The sequence below is a fragment of the Mycobacterium sp. 852002-51613_SCH5001154 genome (genome assembly GCF_001667425.1).
In the GTDB taxonomy this organism is placed as follows: Bacteria; Actinomycetota; Actinomycetes; order Mycobacteriales; family Mycobacteriaceae; genus Mycobacterium.
The window spans coordinates 113,676-129,064 of record NZ_LZII01000029.1 but is presented as its reverse complement, the minus strand read 5'-3'; the positions used below and the strand labels follow the sequence as shown (position 1 = coordinate 129,064).

Annotated in this window: 15 protein-coding genes and 1 pseudogene; 4 read left to right on the top strand and 12 right to left on the bottom strand. The window is 69.2% G+C overall.

The window, feature by feature from the left end:
* The 9 genes and pseudogenes from A5750_RS07740 to A5750_RS07695 form a co-directional block, all read right to left on the bottom strand.
* Positions 1 to 368: DUF1707 domain-containing protein (locus tag A5750_RS07740; RefSeq protein ID WP_156664291.1), on the bottom strand; the 368-nt coding region annotated here is incomplete at its 3' end.
* 6 nt (positions 369 to 374) lie between these two features.
* Complete coding sequence (locus A5750_RS07735) at positions 375 to 2,156, bottom strand: serine/threonine protein kinase PknE (RefSeq protein ID WP_066953632.1); 1,782 nt, start codon at positions 2,154 to 2,156, stop codon at positions 375 to 377.
* A 101-nt stretch (positions 2,157 to 2,257) separates the two neighbouring features.
* A complete protein-coding gene (locus A5750_RS07730) occupies positions 2,258 to 2,599 on the bottom strand; it encodes a hypothetical protein (protein ID WP_066953634.1) in 342 nt (113 codons plus the stop codon).
* A 144-nt stretch (positions 2,600 to 2,743) separates the two neighbouring features.
* The gene (locus A5750_RS07725; RefSeq protein ID WP_082959063.1) at positions 2,744 to 3,433 is read right to left on the bottom strand and encodes a pyrimidine reductase family protein; all 690 of its coding nucleotides are present in this window, start codon (positions 3,431 to 3,433) and stop codon (positions 2,744 to 2,746) included.
* Positions 3,434 to 3,435: 2 nt separating this feature from the next.
* A complete protein-coding gene (locus A5750_RS07720) occupies positions 3,436 to 3,933 on the bottom strand; it encodes a flavin reductase family protein (RefSeq protein ID WP_066953643.1) in 498 nt (165 codons plus the stop codon).
* A gap of 46 nt (positions 3,934 to 3,979) precedes the next feature.
* Positions 3,980 to 4,387 carry an ArsI/CadI family heavy metal resistance metalloenzyme gene (locus A5750_RS07715; RefSeq protein WP_066953645.1) on the bottom strand — a complete coding sequence of 136 codons (408 nt, stop codon included), beginning with the start codon at positions 4,385 to 4,387 and terminating at the stop codon, positions 3,980 to 3,982.
* A gap of 26 nt (positions 4,388 to 4,413) precedes the next feature.
* Positions 4,414 to 5,911, bottom strand: a pseudogene (gene arsB / locus A5750_RS07705) (ACR3 family arsenite efflux transporter).
* Positions 5,908 to 6,234: a helix-turn-helix transcriptional regulator gene (locus A5750_RS07700; protein WP_066953654.1), complete on the bottom strand. Its 327-nt coding sequence runs from the start codon at positions 6,232 to 6,234 to the stop codon at positions 5,908 to 5,910. Before A5750_RS07700 ends, arsB begins: the two are co-directional and overlap by 4 nt.
* Positions 6,235 to 6,272: 38 nt before the next feature.
* Positions 6,273 to 7,445 carry an APC family permease gene (locus A5750_RS07695; protein ID WP_369829481.1) on the bottom strand — a complete coding sequence of 391 codons (1,173 nt, stop codon included), beginning with the start codon at positions 7,443 to 7,445 and terminating at the stop codon, positions 6,273 to 6,275.
* A 128-nt stretch (positions 7,446 to 7,573) separates the two neighbouring features.
* Between A5750_RS07695 and A5750_RS07690 the strand changes: the two genes are divergently transcribed.
* Both A5750_RS07690 and A5750_RS07685 read left to right on the top strand, forming a co-directional pair.
* Positions 7,574 to 8,320: an ArsR family transcriptional regulator gene (locus A5750_RS07690; RefSeq protein WP_231989155.1), complete on the top strand. Its 747-nt coding sequence runs from the start codon at positions 7,574 to 7,576 to the stop codon at positions 8,318 to 8,320.
* A 1-nt stretch (position 8,321) separates the two neighbouring features.
* Complete coding sequence (locus A5750_RS07685; protein WP_066953660.1) at positions 8,322 to 9,779, top strand: multicopper oxidase family protein; 1,458 nt, start codon at positions 8,322 to 8,324, stop codon at positions 9,777 to 9,779.
* 2 nt (positions 9,780 to 9,781) lie between these two features.
* Here the strand turns inward: A5750_RS07685 and A5750_RS07680 are convergent, their stop codons facing one another.
* Complete coding sequence (locus A5750_RS07680; protein ID WP_067261860.1) at positions 9,782 to 10,906, bottom strand: FAD-dependent oxidoreductase; 1,125 nt, start codon at positions 10,904 to 10,906, stop codon at positions 9,782 to 9,784.
* An 83-nt stretch (positions 10,907 to 10,989) separates the two neighbouring features.
* Between A5750_RS07680 and A5750_RS07675 the strand changes: the two genes are divergently transcribed.
* Positions 10,990 to 11,835: a hypothetical protein gene (locus A5750_RS07675; protein ID WP_369817359.1), complete on the top strand. Its 846-nt coding sequence runs from the start codon at positions 10,990 to 10,992 to the stop codon at positions 11,833 to 11,835.
* Here A5750_RS07675 and A5750_RS07670 read toward each other — a convergent pair.
* On the bottom strand, positions 11,828 to 12,760 hold the full coding sequence (locus tag A5750_RS07670) for a TIGR03619 family F420-dependent LLM class oxidoreductase (RefSeq protein WP_066953664.1): 933 nt from the start codon (positions 12,758 to 12,760) through the stop codon (positions 11,828 to 11,830). The genes A5750_RS07675 and A5750_RS07670 overlap by 8 nt on opposite strands.
* A 134-nt stretch (positions 12,761 to 12,894) precedes the next feature.
* Between A5750_RS07670 and A5750_RS07665 the strand changes: the two genes are divergently transcribed.
* Positions 12,895 to 13,578, top strand: a complete 684-nt coding sequence (locus tag A5750_RS07665) for a PadR family transcriptional regulator (RefSeq protein ID WP_066953666.1) — start codon at positions 12,895 to 12,897, stop codon at positions 13,576 to 13,578.
* A gap of 52 nt (positions 13,579 to 13,630) precedes the next feature.
* On the opposite strand, the gene A5750_RS07660 is transcribed toward A5750_RS07665, so the two are convergent.
* The gene (locus A5750_RS07660) at positions 13,631 to 15,343 is read right to left on the bottom strand and encodes a 3-ketosteroid-delta-1-dehydrogenase (protein WP_156659550.1); all 1,713 of its coding nucleotides are present in this window, start codon (positions 15,341 to 15,343) and stop codon (positions 13,631 to 13,633) included.
* Between the last annotated feature and the right edge of the window lie 46 nt (positions 15,344 to 15,389).

Sequence of the window (15,389 nt, the reverse complement as noted above, 5' to 3'; positions counted from 1 at the left end):
GTGGTGGGCATGGCCGCGGAGCTACTGGGGGCCGCGGTGGGGGGGGCGGATGGCGCTGGGGCCGAAGGGGTGTCGCGCTGCAGTCCCCAGGCGAGGCCGGCGCCGAGCAGCACCAGCGCGACGGCCACGGCAATCCAGGCCCGGCGCCTATTGATTCCGGCCGGCGTCGACGGCGGTCGTGCGGCGGCCGGGCGGATCTGGAGGTCGGTCACCAGCGACCGCAGCTCGCCCAGCGTGGTCGCCCTGGTTGCGGCGGCTACCCGCTCGCGGTGCTCTTCGGTCGACAGCTGGCCGTCGCCGAGGGCCGCGTCGAGCGCTTCGCAGGTCCGGTTTCGGTCGTTGTCGCTCGCCCGGGTGTCATCGATCATCGCCCGCTACCCGATGAGCTTCGTCAGCCAGGTCGGGTCGGAATAGTTCACCGACGCGGTGCCGTCCCACACGAACGGTGTCGAATTGGCGTTGAGCCCGGACAGCGTCGCGTACCCGGCCGCGGACTTCGCCTTGCCTGTGCCGACGTCGTCCCCGGACTTGATGCACGTCAGCACGTCGGCGTCCGCGCCGATGTTCTTGGCCAGTTGGGCCAGTTCGCCGTCGGTGCGGTCCTCCGCGGCGTCCTCCGCCGGCTGGAAGTTGCTGGCGAACAAGCCCGAATAGAAGGCGGTGTAGGTCTTGGCGTCGTTTTGCGCTGCGACGCAGTACGACGCCGCCACCGCCCGGGTCGAATAGTTCTTGCTGTGTGACTTGTCGTCGAGGAAGTCGAGCAGGTGGTAGCGCACCGCGAGCTTCTTGTTGTTCACCGCGCTCTCGATGTCACCCGCGTTCGACCTGATGAAACTGCCGCAGGGCGGGCAGATGGGTTCGTTGAACACGTCGATGGTCATCGACGCCGCCGAGCTGCCGACGAACACACCGTCATCGAGGACCCGGAGCGCGACGGCATCCGGTGCTGGCGGCGGCTTGGTCGGCTCCGGCGGCGACGCCGACTCCCAGGGCCGAACGACGGCGAGCGCCACGCCCACGGTGGCCACCAGGGCGGTGGCGGCGACGCCCACCCACAGCCAAGGCTTTCTGCTGCGCCGCGGCGGCTGGCCCCATGGCGGCGCCCCGGCGATGCTGGGAGTCCAACTGGGGGAACCGGCCCAGCCTGTCGGCTGGGGCACCGGACCCCCGGGCGGTGGCGGCGCCGACCACATCGGACCGGACGAAGGGGCGTGCGCCGGGGCGGCCTGGGCGATTCCCCCGGGCTGCTGGCCGGCGAACGCCGCCGGCATCCGCGCCACCTGGCTGCGCGCCAGGATGTCGGTGGCCCGGTCCTGGTCTGGTTCGGCCAGTGCCGCGTAGGCCGCCGCCGACAGGTCACCGCAACTGGCGTAGCGGTCCGCGGGATCCTTGGCCATGCCGCGGGCGATCACCGCGTCGAAGGCGACCGGGATGCCGGGCCGCGCGGCACTGGGCCGCGGGATCGCCTGGTGCAGGTGGGCACCCATCACGCTGATCTGGTCGCCGGTATACGGCGGGGATCCGGTCAGGCACTCGTACAGCACGCAGGCCAAGGCGTAGATGTCGGCCCGATGGGTGACCTCGGAGTCGCTGAAGCGCTCCGGGGCCATGTATTTGACGGTGCCCACGGTGGTGCCGATCTGCGTCAGCTTTTCGTCGGCGGTGGCGCTGGCGATTCCGAAGTCCACGAGGTAGGCGAAGTCGTCGCCGCTCACCAGGATGTTTTCCGGCTTGACGTCGCGATGCAGGACGCCGGCGGCGTGCGCGGCGTCGAGCGCCGAGCCGATCTGGCGCACGATGGCCACCGCCCGGGGCGGGGACAGCGGCCCGTACCGGCTCAGCATGGTGGCCAGGTCCTTGCCGTCGATCAGACGCATGTCGACGTACAGCTGGCCGTCGATCTCGCCGAAGTCGTGAATGGGGACGACGTGCGGTTCCTGCAGCCGGCCCGCGGTGCGGGCCTCGCGCTGCATGCGGGAGCGGAAGACCGGGTCGGTGGACAGCGTCTGCGACATCAGCTTCAGCGCGACGGTGCGTTCCCGGACCGTGTCCTCGGCCTCATAGACGTCGCCCATGCCGCCGCGACCGATCAGCCGCCGCAGCAGATATGGCCCGAACTGCGAACCCTCCCGCGAATCCGCGGTCGTGTCACCCATCCCGACTCCTCAGTCACCGACCGTGCGCAGGCATAAGGCTAAGGTTTCACAGGCCACTGGGCACGGCGAATAGCGAAAGCCAGCTAATTGGGCAACGCGGATTAACGGAGTTCGTCGTCACCGTTGGTGCGTTCGGTCAGCCCTTCGCGGGACAGGGCGCGGACGAATCCGAACGCCTGCATCCCGGCGGGGCCGGGGTTTTCGGTGATCCAGTCGTTGATCTTGCCGAACGCGTTGGCCAGGTCATCGCGCTTGACGCGGACCAGATAGGTCATCCTGTCGTCGTCCGGATCGTCGATGGATTCGGCGACGGCGACGGGATTCTTGAAGGCGTACGCGATCCCGTGTACGGCGTCGTGGTTCAGCGCCCATTGAAGTTCGCTGGGCCGCAGCCGGTTGACCGCCAGATTGCGGTAGTCATGGTCGTCTTTTGAGCTGCTCACCTGGCCGATAGTCCTCCTCTGTGTGGCTCGAGAAAGTGGACGGCGAGGAATTGAAAATGATGCCGCGCAGGCGATTCGATACGAGTGCGCAACCGGGCATTTCCATCATAGGAAGCGGTCCCGTCGGCTGCATGTCGAGCGGAATCAGCGGCGATATTTCAAGAACAGGTAACCGTCGCAAGCCAGCGCGTGTTCGAGGCGCATCGTCACCGGTGCGGGCAGCGACGACGGGGTGAGACGTTGGCCCACCGGCTGGCTGGCGGCGAGTTTGGGCGCCAAAGTCACGCAGATCTCATCGACGGCGTCGGCTTCCACCAGCTCGTCGAGCACGGTCGGGCCGCCCTCGCACAGGATGCGGTGCAGCCCCCGCGCGCGCAGCAGCGCGACGGCCCGCGCCACGTCGACGGATTCTTCGCCGGCCACCAATACGTGCCGCCCACCGTCGCCGAACTCGTCTCGCGCCGCCGCTGCGTGCGCGCACGTCACCACGATCGGTGGCTGGTCGGGGTCGCCGAACAGCCTCGACGGGAGCCGGCCGCTGCGGCTGATCACCGCGATCGGGGGCGGTGCGGTCCGGGCCGGGTCGAGGAGCCGCACCGGGCCGTAGTTCTCGGCGCGCGCGGTGCCGGCGCCCACCAGGACGACGTCGGCGAAGCCGCGCAGGGTTTTCAGCAGCTGTTGGTCGATGGGACACGACAGCGGACCGGCTCGACCGCCGAAGGCGGCCGCGCCGTCGGCGCTGAAGATCATGTTGGCGCGCACGCCCGGCGGGGGATCGGCGTAGAACGATGCGAGTTCGGTGATGCCGGCGACGGTGCCCACCCGGGGGATCACTGCTACGCCTCGTGGCCGGGTTCCAGATGCTGAACGTCGCTGAATGACACCCAGCTTTCCAGTTCCCGCGGGGGCCGGCCGTCCACCGGCGCGAGCAGATGCCCTACGTGGTCACCCAGCGTGAAACGCTCGAGAATCTCGCCGACGAACCATGCGGCCGCGTCGTCGAGGATGGGCATCCGCGCCGGACCGCTGTGCCACGAGCAGCGGTCGAACTTGTTGATCTTGTCGCCGGTTTGGCTGCCGAACAGCTCGACGATGTCGAGGTGCTCGTGGTCGAACACGTGCACCGCCAGGTGAGTCGCCTCGGTGGCGACCCGGAATGTGTGGTTCTTCCGGGACAGACCGACCAGAAATCGGGGTGGGTGAATGCTGGTCTGGCTGGCGAACCCGACCAGGCAGCCCGCCGCGACGCCGTCGGCCCGCGTCGTGACGACGTACATCGGGTAGTTCAGCACCGCGACCAGCTTTTCGAACGCGTCTTCTCCCGGGTCGGCCATCCGGTCAGTGTTCCCGCTGGGCCCGCGGGGGAATCGGGCGGTGCCCCTAGGCCTGGCAGCAGGGCTCGTCGGTGGTTTCTCCGAAGGTGTCGGAGTCCGCGATCACCGTGTAGACCTCCCAGCGTTCCCCGCCGGGACCGGTGACCCAGACCTTGTCCTGGCTGGCGAAGCAGCAGGTGGTGTTGAGCTCCTCCTCGGTGACCAGCCCACCTTCGGCGAGGCGGGCGATTTCGGCGTGCACGGTGTCACTGGTGGCGACCTCCACGCCGAGGTGGTTGAGGCTGCCGCCGTGGCCGGGATTCTCCAGCAGCACCAGCTTCAGCGGGGGCTCGGCGATCGCGAAGTTCGCGTATCCGGGTTTGACCTTGGCCGGTTCGGTGCCGAACAGCTTGGAATAGAAGGCGATCGCCTGGCCGAGGTCGTCGACGTTGAGGGCGAGTTGCACACGAGACATGAGGTGTCCTTTCTTTCGGTGCGGGGCTATGGGGTGGTGGGCAGGAGTTCGGCGATCAGCGCCTCGACGCGGTGGGCGATGTCGTCGCGGATGGCGCGCACCGTGGTGAGCGGCTGGCCGGCGGGGTCGGGCACGTCCCAGTCGCGATAGGACACTCCCGGAAAGTACGGGCAGGTGTCACCGCAGCCCATGGTGATGACGACGTCGCTGGTTCGCACGTCGTCGCCGGTGAGGATTTTCGGGTCGGCGGCGGCGATGTCGATGCCTCGTTCGGCCATGGCGGCAATCGCAACGGGGTTGACCTCGTCGGCGGGTTGCGTTCCGGCCGAGCGGACTTCGATGCGGCCGTCGGCCATCGTGCTCAGCAGGGCGGCGGCCATCTGTGAGCGTCCGGCGTTGTGCACGCAGACGAACAGGACGCTGGGTTTACCGGACATCGGCGCGGGTCCCTCGGGTCGACTCGGCCGGGAACAGCCGGGCGCGCAGCGCAAGCGAAACGTAGACCAGCCCAACCAGCACGGGCACCTCGATCAGTGGTCCGACAACCCCGGCGAGGGCTTGCCCCGACGTGGCGCCGTAGGTCGCGATGGCCACCGCGATGGCCAGTTCGAAGTTGTTCCCGGCGGCGGTGAATGCCAGCGTGGCGGTGCGGGCATAGCCGAGCCGCAGCAGCAGGCCGAGGCCGTACCCGCCCGCCCACATGATCGCGAAGTAGGCCAGCAGCGGAATGGCGATGCGGGCCACGTCCCCCGGCCGGGACGCGATCGCATGGCCCTGCAGCGCAAACAGAATCACGATGGTGAACAACAACCCGTACAGCGCCCACGGCCCGATGCGGGGGATAAACCGCATCTCATACCAGTCGCGGCCCCGGATCCGTTCGCCCAGCCGCCGAGACAGGTACCCGGCGAGCAGCGGGATGCCGAGGAAGATGAGCACCGCCTTGGCGATCTGCCATGGCGAGACGTGGATGCCGGTTTGGGGCAGGCCCAACCACCCGGGCAGCACCGATAGGTAGAACCAGCCCAGGGCGGCGAACATGACCACCTGGAACAGCGAATTGAGTGCGACCAGCACGGCCGCTGCCTCGCGGTCCCCGCAGGCCAGGTCGTTCCAGATGATGACCATCGCGATGCAGCGGGCGAGCCCGACGATGATCAGGCCGGTGCGGTACTCGGGCAGATCCGCCAGCAGCGACCAGGCCAGCGTGAACATCACCGCGGGACCGATCACCCAATTGAGCAACACCGAGGACACCATCAGCTTGCGGTCGGCGGTGACCTCGTCGAGCCGGTCGTAGCGGACCTTGGCCAGCACCGGATACATCATGACCAACAGGCCGACCGCAATCGGCAGCGAAACCCCTTGCACCGCAACCGCGCTCAGCGCCGTTCCGAGCCCGGGAACGATGCGTCCAAGCAACACGCCTGCGGCCATCGCCGCACCGATCCATATCGGCAGGAACCGGTCGATGACAGGGAGCCGGGCCGTTGCCGCGGCTGCGGTGGACGTCGGCGTGCTCATGGCTTCAAGACCGACGAAAGTTGCTGCAGCGCGGCGGGAATCACCCAGTAGTACACCCAGGTGCCGCGTCGCTCGCAGTCCAGCAGCCCGGCCGAGCGCAGCAACTTGAGGTGATGGGAAATCGTCGGCTGCGAAAGGTCGAAGGTCGCCGAAATCTCGCAGACGCAGGCCTCGCCGCCGGGGTGGCTGGCGATCAGGCTCAACAACCTCAGGCGCACGGGGTCGCCCAGGGCTTTGAACATCGTCGCCAGCTCGGCGGCCTGGGACTCGGCCATCGCGGCCGTCCCCAGGGTCGGGCAGCATGCCACCTGTTGATTCGACATTCTTCTATATAAGCACTTATCGAATCAGCGCGCCACCCTCACTTCGCGCGGACGAGCCGAATCGCGTAGGCGGCGACGCCCAACCCCAGCACCGTCACGCCCGACAGCACCGACGAGAGCGGCATCGCGAACGCCAAGACGACACACCCGACCAATCCGAGCACCGGGATCGCGCGGTGCGGGCGGCCCTCGTCGGGCTCGAGGGTGAACGCGGAGGCGTTGGCCACGGCGTAGTAGATGAGCACGGCGAACGAGGAGAACCCGATGGCGCCGCGCAGGTCGGCGGTCGCGGCCAGGACCGCCACCACGAGGCCGATCAGCAGTTCGGCGCGGTGGGGGACCCCGAACCGCGGGTGCACGCTTGCGAGAGCGTGCGGCAGGTGGTGGTCACGGGCCATGGCCAGCGTGGTCCGCGAGACGCCCAGGATCAGCGCCAGCAGGGAGCCCAGTGCCGCCACGGCAGCCCCCACCTGGACGACGGGAACCAGCCAGGCCGTCCCGGCGGCCCGCACCGTGTCGACGAGCGGCGCCGTCGCCTGACCGAGGCGCCGCGGCCCGAGCACCGAGAGCGCGGCCACGGCCACCAGCGCGTAGACGGCCAGGGCGATGGCGAGGGCGAGCGGTATCGCGCGGGGGATGGTGCGCGCCGGGTCGCGCACCTCCTCGCCCAGGGTGGCGATGCGCGCGTAGCCAGCGAAGGCGAAGAACAACAGCCCCGCGGCCTGAATCACCCCGCCGACGGTGCTCCCCGCCGGGCGGACGTGTACCGCGTCGCCCGCTGCGGACGTGAACGCGGCGACGACCACCGCGGCCAGCACGGCGAGGACGAGCGCGACGATGACGCGGGTCAGCCAGGCCGACTTCCGCACCCCGGCGTAGTTCACCGCGGTCAGCGCCACCACGGCGGCTACGGCGACCGGGTGCGCGTGCGCGGGCCACGCGTAGGAGCCGATGGTCAGGGCCATCGCGGCGCACGAGGCGGTCTTGCCGACGACGAAGCCCCACCCCGCCAGATATCCCCAGAAGTCGCCCAGCCGCTCGCGGCCGTAAACATAGGTGCCGCCGGAGGCGGGGTAGCGGGCGGCCAGGCGCGCGGACGAGGTGGCATTGCAGTAGGCCACCACCGCGGCCACCGCCAGGCCCAGCGGCAGGCCCGAGCCCGCGGCGCGCGCGGCCGGGCCGAGCGCAGCGAAGATCCCGGCGCCGATCATCGAGCCGAGCCCGATCGTCACCGCGTCGAACAAACCCAGGCTTCGGCGAAGCTCGCCGGAGTTCTTGTCGGCCAATCGGTCTCCTCACCGCGCACGCAGCGGCCAACCTATCAAAATAGTTTGATGTAATGTCTGCTGGGATGGCGGCGAGCAAGACGGCGGTTCCGTCGCTGATGCGAATGGCGTCGCACCCGGTGCGCTGGGCGCTGCTGACCGAATTGGCGGGCAGCGACCTCCGGGTGCGGGAACTGGCTGCCGCCGTCGACGAGCCGCAGAACCTGATCTCGTATCACTTGGGGCTGCTGCGCTCGGCCGGCCTCGTCGACGCACGGCGCAGCAGTTTCGACGGTCGCGACACCTACTACCGGCTGAACCTGACGGGCTGCGCGGGGGCGTTCCGCGAGTCGGCCCTGGCGCTGCACCCGGCGCTGGCGCCGACTCCTGCCGCCAAGCCGGCGGCGCGCTCGGTGCTGTTCCTGTGTTCCGGCAACAGCGCGCGCTCGCCGATGGCCGAGGCGCTGCTTCGGCGACGGGGCCAGGGCCGCATCCGCGCCGCCAGCGCCGGCAGCCATCCCAAACCGCACCTGCACCGCGACGCGATTCGCATCATGCGCGACCGGTACGGGGTCGACCTCGCAGCGCAGCGGCCGCAACCGTTGACCGCGGTGGCGCGGCGTCGCTTCGACTGCGTGATCACGCTGTGCGACAAGGTCCGCGAGTACGCGCGCGGCCACCACCTGGCGACGACGATGCACTGGAGCCTGCCCGATCCGTCGGCCGGCGGCTACCGCGAATTCGAGAGGGTGGCAAGCGAATTGGACGAGCGCATCGACTTCCTCCTGCCCGTTCTCGACGCTTACCCGCGGGGGCGATGACGTGTCGCTCGCTAGGCGTGACTTCTTCAAGTGGGGCGGCCTGGCCGCGCTCGCCGCTAGCGGGGGCGCGTGCGCACGGCCAGCTCCACCCGGCGCCAAGGCCGATTACACGCTGCGAATCGGCACGGGGGCAGTCGAATTGGCGCCTGGTCACGTCGTGTCGACCCTGACCTACAACGGCCAGTTTCCGGGCCCGCTGCTGCGCTTCAAAGAGGGTCAGCGGACGACGGTGGACGTCTTCAACGACACCGATTCCCCCGAGCAGCTGCACTGGCACGGCCAGCACGTCGGCGTCGACGTCGACGGCTCCGCCGAGGAGGGCACGCCCTACATCCCCGCGCACGGCATGCGGCGGATTTCCTTCGTCCCCGGCCCGGCGGGCTTCCGCTTCTACCACACCCATGTGGTGCCGCGATCCGACCTGTCCCGCGGTCAGTACACCGGACTCGTCGGCCCCGTCTACATCGAGCCCAGGCAGAACCCCGGGGCCTATGACCAAGAGGTCTTCCTGACGCTGAAGGAATTCGAGCCCGCGTTCAGCCGCGGCGGCGACATGGCCAGTGAATTCCTGGCCGGCGACGAGGACCCGGAGCTCAAAGCCAGGGGGGAGTCGTCGATGGCGGCCTCGCTGGCCCGTGGCGAACCCCGCGGCTTCGAGGTCGGCTACGGCGCGTTCGCCGTCAACGGCCGGATGCTCGGCCACGGCGATCCCATCCGCGTGCGGACCGGCGAAAAGGTTCTGCTGCACGTCCTCAACGGCAGCGCCACCGAGACCCGCAGCTTGGCGTTGCCCGGGCACACCTTCAACGTGGTTGCGCTGGACGGCAATCCCGTTCCCAACCCGGCGCCGGTGCCCGTGCTGTGGCTCGGTGCGGCCGAACGCATTTCGGCGGTGGTCACCATGGAGAACCCCGGGGTGTGGGTGCTGGGCGACCTGTCCGACGATGACCGCGGCCACGGCATGGGCGTCGTCGTCGAATATGCCGGGCGCGGCGGGGATCCGCAGTGGGCGACGCCCCCGCCGTCCAAGTGGGATTACCGGCTGTTCGCGCCGCCCAACCCGGCGCCGGCCCCGCCACCCGATCACACCATCGAGCTGCTGATCGAGAAGCGCAACGCCGCTGACAACGGGTTCAACGTGTGGACGTTCAACGGCACACCGTTTTCCATGGACACCAACCAACCCGTGCTCAATGTGCAGCGCGACAAGCGCTACCGGCTGCGCTTCCGCAATGCCAGCGACGACTTGCACCCAATGCACCTGCACCGGCACACATTCGAAATCACCCACTTCGCCGGCACGCCGACGGCCGGCGTGCGCAAGGACGTCGCGATGCTGGGTGGCTACCAGAGCATGGACGTCGACTTCGTCGCCGACCAGCCCGGCCTGTCGCTGCTGCATTGCCACCAGCAGATCCACATGGATTACGGGCTCATGCTGCTGCTCAACGGCGCCTGATCTCAGCCGAGCGGATTGTTCTCCCGCACACCGCGATACATGCCCCAGCGCACGATCCACGGCATCACCACCCGCTCGACCGACCACAACGGAAATCGGAACGCGTGCCCGGTGGGCAGAAACACTTCCAGCCCGTCGGGTTGGATACCCACCAGCGAACCCCACCGCCGCGTCGGCGCACGGTAGGTCTCGAGCCGCCCGCCGCTGAGTTCGGCCCGGACATTGCGGGCCACCAACGCATCTCCGCGGTTGCGGGCCGAGCTCCGCAGCGGATCGGTCGCCGCGACGTCGCCGACCGCGAAGACAGCCGGGTGCCCCGGGACGCGCAGTTCTGGGGTCACGCGTACGAACCGGTCCTCGTTCAGCAGCTCGCGCGGCAGCCAATCGGTGTTGGGGCGCACCCGCCCGATCGCCCACAGCACGGCGTCGGCGTAGGCCGGGGGTTGTCCGGTGCTCCAGGACACCGGGTCACCCGTGATTTCGTCGCCCGCGAAGGCGTCGGGCAGGACGGCGCGGTGGCCGGGGTGGATGCCCACGCCCAGGGCGGTGAGCCGGCCGCGAATCCGGTCCCAAATTCGTGGGTGGTACTCACCCAAGGCGCGCGATCCGGGGAAGTACAGGTCGATCCGCTTGTCCGGCCACGTGGTGGCCATGTTGAGCGCGCTGCTCACCGCCGCCGCGCCGCCGCCCACGACGACGACGGAACCGGCGGCCGCCAGCCGGTCGTGCGCGGCGCGCAGCTCCGCCCCGACCTCCGTCGCCGATTGCAGCGTCGGCCGGCGCCAGAAGCCGTTACTGACCCCGGTCGCGATGATCAGCGCGTCGTACTCCTCGGCGAGCTCCGCCCCGTCGGCGCGTTTGCCCAGGACGGTGCGGGCGGCCAGGTCCACGCTGGTCAGCCGGGCCTGCACCGTCCGCACCCGGTCCAGGCGCCGGAACCGGTCGAACGGAATCCAGTAATCGCGGGCCCAATCGTCCGGGCGCGAGAGCCGAACGCCGAGTTCCTGGCCGCTGACCAGCGCGGGCTTGACGGAGATGCCGACGACGTCGGCGTGCCCGGACAGCCGGATCGCGGCCAGGACACCCGCGTCTCCAAGCCCGGCAATGACGACACGCTTGCGGTTCATGTCGCTATCCTGCCTGGCATGAAGTTTTCGACCACGCGCTGATCGATCGATTGCCAGGAGCACGTGAGTTGATCGCCACCGAGATGCAGCGGCCGATGCACCCGCGCGCGCGTGCCGCGTTGCGCGCCGCCGTGCGCGCGTCGGCGCCCCGGCCCGACGCCGCCCGGCGGGCTGCCAAGGACTTCGAGAAGCCGGGCCTGGCGGCGGTGTGCGCGGAGATCCGGTGGGCGTTCACCGCGCCCCGCACGTGGCTGATGGGGGTGGTCGCCAACATCATCTTCGCCGCGGCATGGCTACTGGTGCAGCCGCTGACCATCGGCCGCCACCACACCGACTGGGTGATTTTGATTGGCACCTACTTTTCATCGTGGGTGCTGGCCGACGTCACCACCACCAACCTCTTCGGCGCCGATCACTATCGCGTCCTGGCGGGCCTGTCCGACGGCATGCCGTTCTGGCGAATCCTGCTGATCAAGAACCTCGCCCTGCTTGCGATCGTCGGGCTGCCCACCTTGCTGGCGGCCATGGCGTTGACGCTGTGCCTGGAAACGCCTGGGCGGCTGGGGATCACGATCCCTACCGTCGCCGTGCCCATCGTTTCCTGGCTGGGGATCGGCAACCTGATCTCGGTGCTGCATCCGGTCAGCGTCGAGCCGCTGATCCGGCGCTGGCGGCAGCGCGGCAACCGGCGCCGCACGGGCAGCTGGCTGACGGTGCTGACCCTTCCGTACGCGCTGTACTACATTGCCGACCCGATGAACGGGGTCGAGCACAAGGTGCTTTGGACGAAGCTCCCCGCGATGATCTGGCCGGTGTTCGGTCGCGACACCAAGAGCTTCGTGCACCTGGCGATAGCCGTGGGCGTCTGGGTCTTCGGCACGGCCACCGCGGTGTGGTGGGTGCGCAAGCGCGGGTTGACGATCAGGTGATCGGTCCGGCCACTTTGGGCTTGATCTCCTCGATCACCCACTGCGCGTAGTCGAGGTATTCGTCGACGCCGCCGACGGCGGGGATGGGTACGGCGCTGACCGTCACGCCCTGGCCGGCGAGCCAGCCCAACCGGTCGACGATCTCGTCGGCGCTCATGCCGGGCCGTCCGGCCGGGTCGTCGCGTGCGACGTGTCCCTCACCGACCCGGTTCGTGCTCAGCCCGTACATCACCTCGAACGGCCGGCCGTCATAGCACGGCTGGGATTTGAGGTAGTCGAGCCTGTCGGCGATCTGTTCGGGTGGCGTCAGGAACGGCCACCAGCCGGACGCGTACCTGGCCGCCCTGCGCAGCGCGGCATCGGCGTCTCCGCCGATCCAGATCGGAAGGTGGGGCTTTTGAACCGGTTTCGGCTCGAACGCGATGCCGTCGAACGACACGTAGCGGCCCTCGAATCGCGGGGTGTCACTGGTCCACAGCTCCACGATGGCCGCCAGGTATTCGTCGGCGATGCGTCCCCTTTCGCCGAACGGCACCCCGAGGAGCTCGAATTCCCTTGCCAGCCAGCCGACCCCGAACGTAACCATCATCCGGCCCCCGCTCATCCAGTCCGCGGTGGCCAGCGCCTTCGCCAGGGCGATCGGCTGGTGCAACGGCAGGATGGTGACGCAGGAATTGACGGCGACCCGGTCGGTCGCGCCGGCGATGTAGGCCTGGGCGGCCGTCGAGTGCAGGTAGTGCGGCCCGGACAGCTCGACGTGCTCGGTGGGGATGACGAGATGTTCGGGGACGGCGATCATGTCGTAGCCCCACCGGTCGGCGCACTTGACCATGCGGGTCTGGTCGGGCCCCGTGACCGCGGCCTCCCAGGGTTGCGTCATCGCCGGCAGGCGCACCATGTGGGGCAGGGGGAACGCGAATTTCATGGTGGTTTCCTCCAAAGCCCATCACGCATGCCCGGGGACCGGCTGTATCCCTTGCGACCATCGCCCACCACACTGCATCCCGCCCAGCGGTCCGCGTCAAACAGATCCTCGTCGCGGGTTGTTAACCTTGCGCCGTGGCCTCCGAACCGGACCCTACCGGCCAGTCGAAGGCGGCGCTTGCCGCCACGAGTTGGGCGCTGCTGGGCATGATGTCCTACGAGGAGGAGGTCTCCGGCTACGACCTGAAAAAGTGGATCGACTGGAGCGTCGATCTGTACTACTGGAGTCCGTCGTATAGCCAGATCTACACCGAGCTGAAGAAGCTCGAGGGGCTGGGCCTGGTGACCTCACGCGTTGAGCGCGACGAGGGCCCGCGCAGCCGCCGGCTCTACAGGATCACGCCGGCCGGGATGGCCGCCGTCACCGACTGGACCAACAACGCCCCGGTGGACCCCCCGGTGCTCAAGCACAGCGTCCTGCTGCGGGTGACGTTTGGTCACCTCAGCAACCCGGCCCGGCTCAAGGAGCTGCTCGCCGAACACGTCGCCTACGCCGAGGCCAGGCACCGCAAGGCGGTTGAGGACGCCGACGGCGCCGAGGCCCAACCCGCATGGGCGTATTCGGTGATCGCGCTTCGCTGGGCGGCCAAGTACTACGCCGCGGAGCGCGAATTCGCGCTCGAACTGATGAAGGACATCGACGGGGCGGACGCCATTCTGAAGAAGGCGGCGAAGGGGGGCTTCGGGCAGCCGCGCCCGATGCCCGGCTACTGGCGTGAGGTCGAGAAGCAGGTCGAGGCCAAACGCAAAGCGGACTGATCCTGATGGCGGCGACCCGCTTCGCCCGGCTTCGCCGCCCTCGCGATCGCCGCTAGCGCGTCGCGTCCCGCGCCGCCGCATCGCGGGCCGCGATGAAGCCGTACACCAGGCCCTGCGCGATCGTCGCCCCCGCGCCCGGGTACGTCGTGCCGAACGCGTTGGCGGCGGTGTTGCCGATCGCGTACAGGCCGGCGATCACGCTTCCATCCTCGCGGAGCACCCGTGCGCGCTGGTCGGCCTTCAGTCCGCCGCACGTGCCCAGGTCGCTGAGCACCATCTTCACGGCGTAGAACGGGCCGTTGACCAACGGGCGCAGATTGGGGTTCGGCTTGATCGTGGGGTCGCCGTAGTAGCGGTCGTAGGCGCTGCGCCCCCGGCCGAAGTCGGGATCCTCACCGGCGGCGGCGTTTTGGTTGAACCGCGTCATCGTCTCGCGGAATTCCGGCACCGACACGTTCATCCGGGCACCCAGCTCGCCGAGGTTGTCCGCACGCACCGCGATGCCCGCGTCGTACCAGGCTTGCGGGATGCGCATGCGCGGGAACAGTTCGGCGCCAAAGACATAACTGTTGCGGTACTGCTGGTCGAACACGATCCACATCGCGTCCACGGGGCTGCCCGACCGCTCCAGCTCGAGCAGCCGCTGGCCGAACGACATGTAGTCCGCGGACTCGTTGGCGAATCGGTGGCCGTTTTGGTCGACGATGAGGCTTCCGGGCAGTGAACGTTCGGCCAGCATTACCGCCGGCGCCTTGCCCGGCAGGGGCGCGATGGCGGGAAACCACCAGGCTTGATCCATCAAAGCGATATCGGCGCCGAATTCCTGCCCCGCGCGAATGCCGTCGCCCGTATTGGATTGGGCCCCCAGGCTCAGATTGGCGCCCAGCGACTCGGACTGGAACTTCCACCGCATGTCCATGCTGTGGTCGAAACCGCCCGTTGCCAGCACCACTGCGCGCCGGGCGGTGATCGTCACCTCGCGCCCGTCATGGTCGACGACCGCGCCAGTCACCCGCTGCCCGTCGCCTTGCAGGCGGACGAGCGGGCAGTCGGTCCACACCGGGATGCCGGCGCGCAGCACCCCCGCGAACAGCCCGGCCATCAGACCCTGGCCGCCCGCTGCGTAGCGCCGACCGATCAGCCTCCCGCCGAAGCCCTGGGCCACCCGCTTGCCGAACGTCGGGATGCCCTTGCGCGGCACCCGGGCCACGAGGTTCATCCACCGGTAGTCGGCGCCCGTCGTCGGTATCGAGACACCGGCCTCGAGCACGCCGGGGCGCAAGCGGGCGCGGTACCGGCCGAGGATCGAGGTGTCGAACGGGTGGCATTCGCACGTCCGGCCCGCCGCGCTGCCACCCGGCTCCTCGGGGTGGTAGTCGGAGTAGTCGCGGGCCCAGAACAGCCGCAGCGGGGTCGCTCGGCGCAGCATGTCGACCGTCGCCGGGACGTGGGCCACGAATTCGGCCGATCGCTGTGGCGGGGCCGAACCCGCCACCACCGAGTCCAGATACGCGACGGCGCGCTCGGGGGAGTCCCCGGCGCCGGCGTCTCGCAGAATGGGACTGACGGGTAGCCACAACGCGCCGCCCGACCGGGCAGTGGACCCGCCCACGTACGACGACTTCTCCACGATCAGCACCGACAGCCCGAGTTCGTGGGCGGCCAGTGCCGCGGCCATGCCGGTCCCGGACCCGACCACCAGCAGGTCGACCGTCATATCGGCCACGGGTAGCCCGGCGGGGATCGTCGCGCTCTGGGGGTTCACGCGCAAAACCGTATGCCCAGGCCGCCCGGCAACGGAAGAGCCGTCC

Bases quoted from the DNA above. Each gene is read 5' to 3' on its own strand.
- A5750_RS07715 (WP_066953645.1), bottom strand. From the start codon at position 4,387: ATGTCTCGTGTGCAACTCGCCCTCAACGTCGACGACCTCGGCCAGGCG.
- A5750_RS07675 (WP_369817359.1), top strand. From the start codon at position 10,990: ATGCAGCGGCCGATGCACCCGCGCGCGCGTGCCGCGTTGCGCGCCGCC.
- A5750_RS07695 (WP_369829481.1), bottom strand. From the start codon at position 7,445: ATGATCGGCGCCGGGATCTTCGCTGCGCTCGGCCCGGCCGCGCGCGCC.
- A5750_RS07670 (WP_066953664.1), bottom strand. From the start codon at position 12,760: ATGAAATTCGCGTTCCCCCTGCCCCACATGGTGCGCCTGCCGGCGATG.
- A5750_RS07690 (WP_231989155.1), top strand. From the start codon at position 7,574: ATGTCTGCTGGGATGGCGGCGAGCAAGACGGCGGTTCCGTCGCTGATG.
- A5750_RS07700 (WP_066953654.1), bottom strand. From the start codon at position 6,234: ATGTCGAATCAACAGGTGGCATGCTGCCCGACCCTGGGGACGGCCGCG.
- A5750_RS07735 (WP_066953632.1), bottom strand. From the start codon at position 2,156: ATGGGTGACACGACCGCGGATTCGCGGGAGGGTTCGCAGTTCGGGCCA.
- A5750_RS07680 (WP_067261860.1), bottom strand. From the start codon at position 10,906: ATGAACCGCAAGCGTGTCGTCATTGCCGGGCTTGGAGACGCGGGTGTC.
- A5750_RS07720 (WP_066953643.1), bottom strand. From the start codon at position 3,933: ATGGCCGACCCGGGAGAAGACGCGTTCGAAAAGCTGGTCGCGGTGCTG.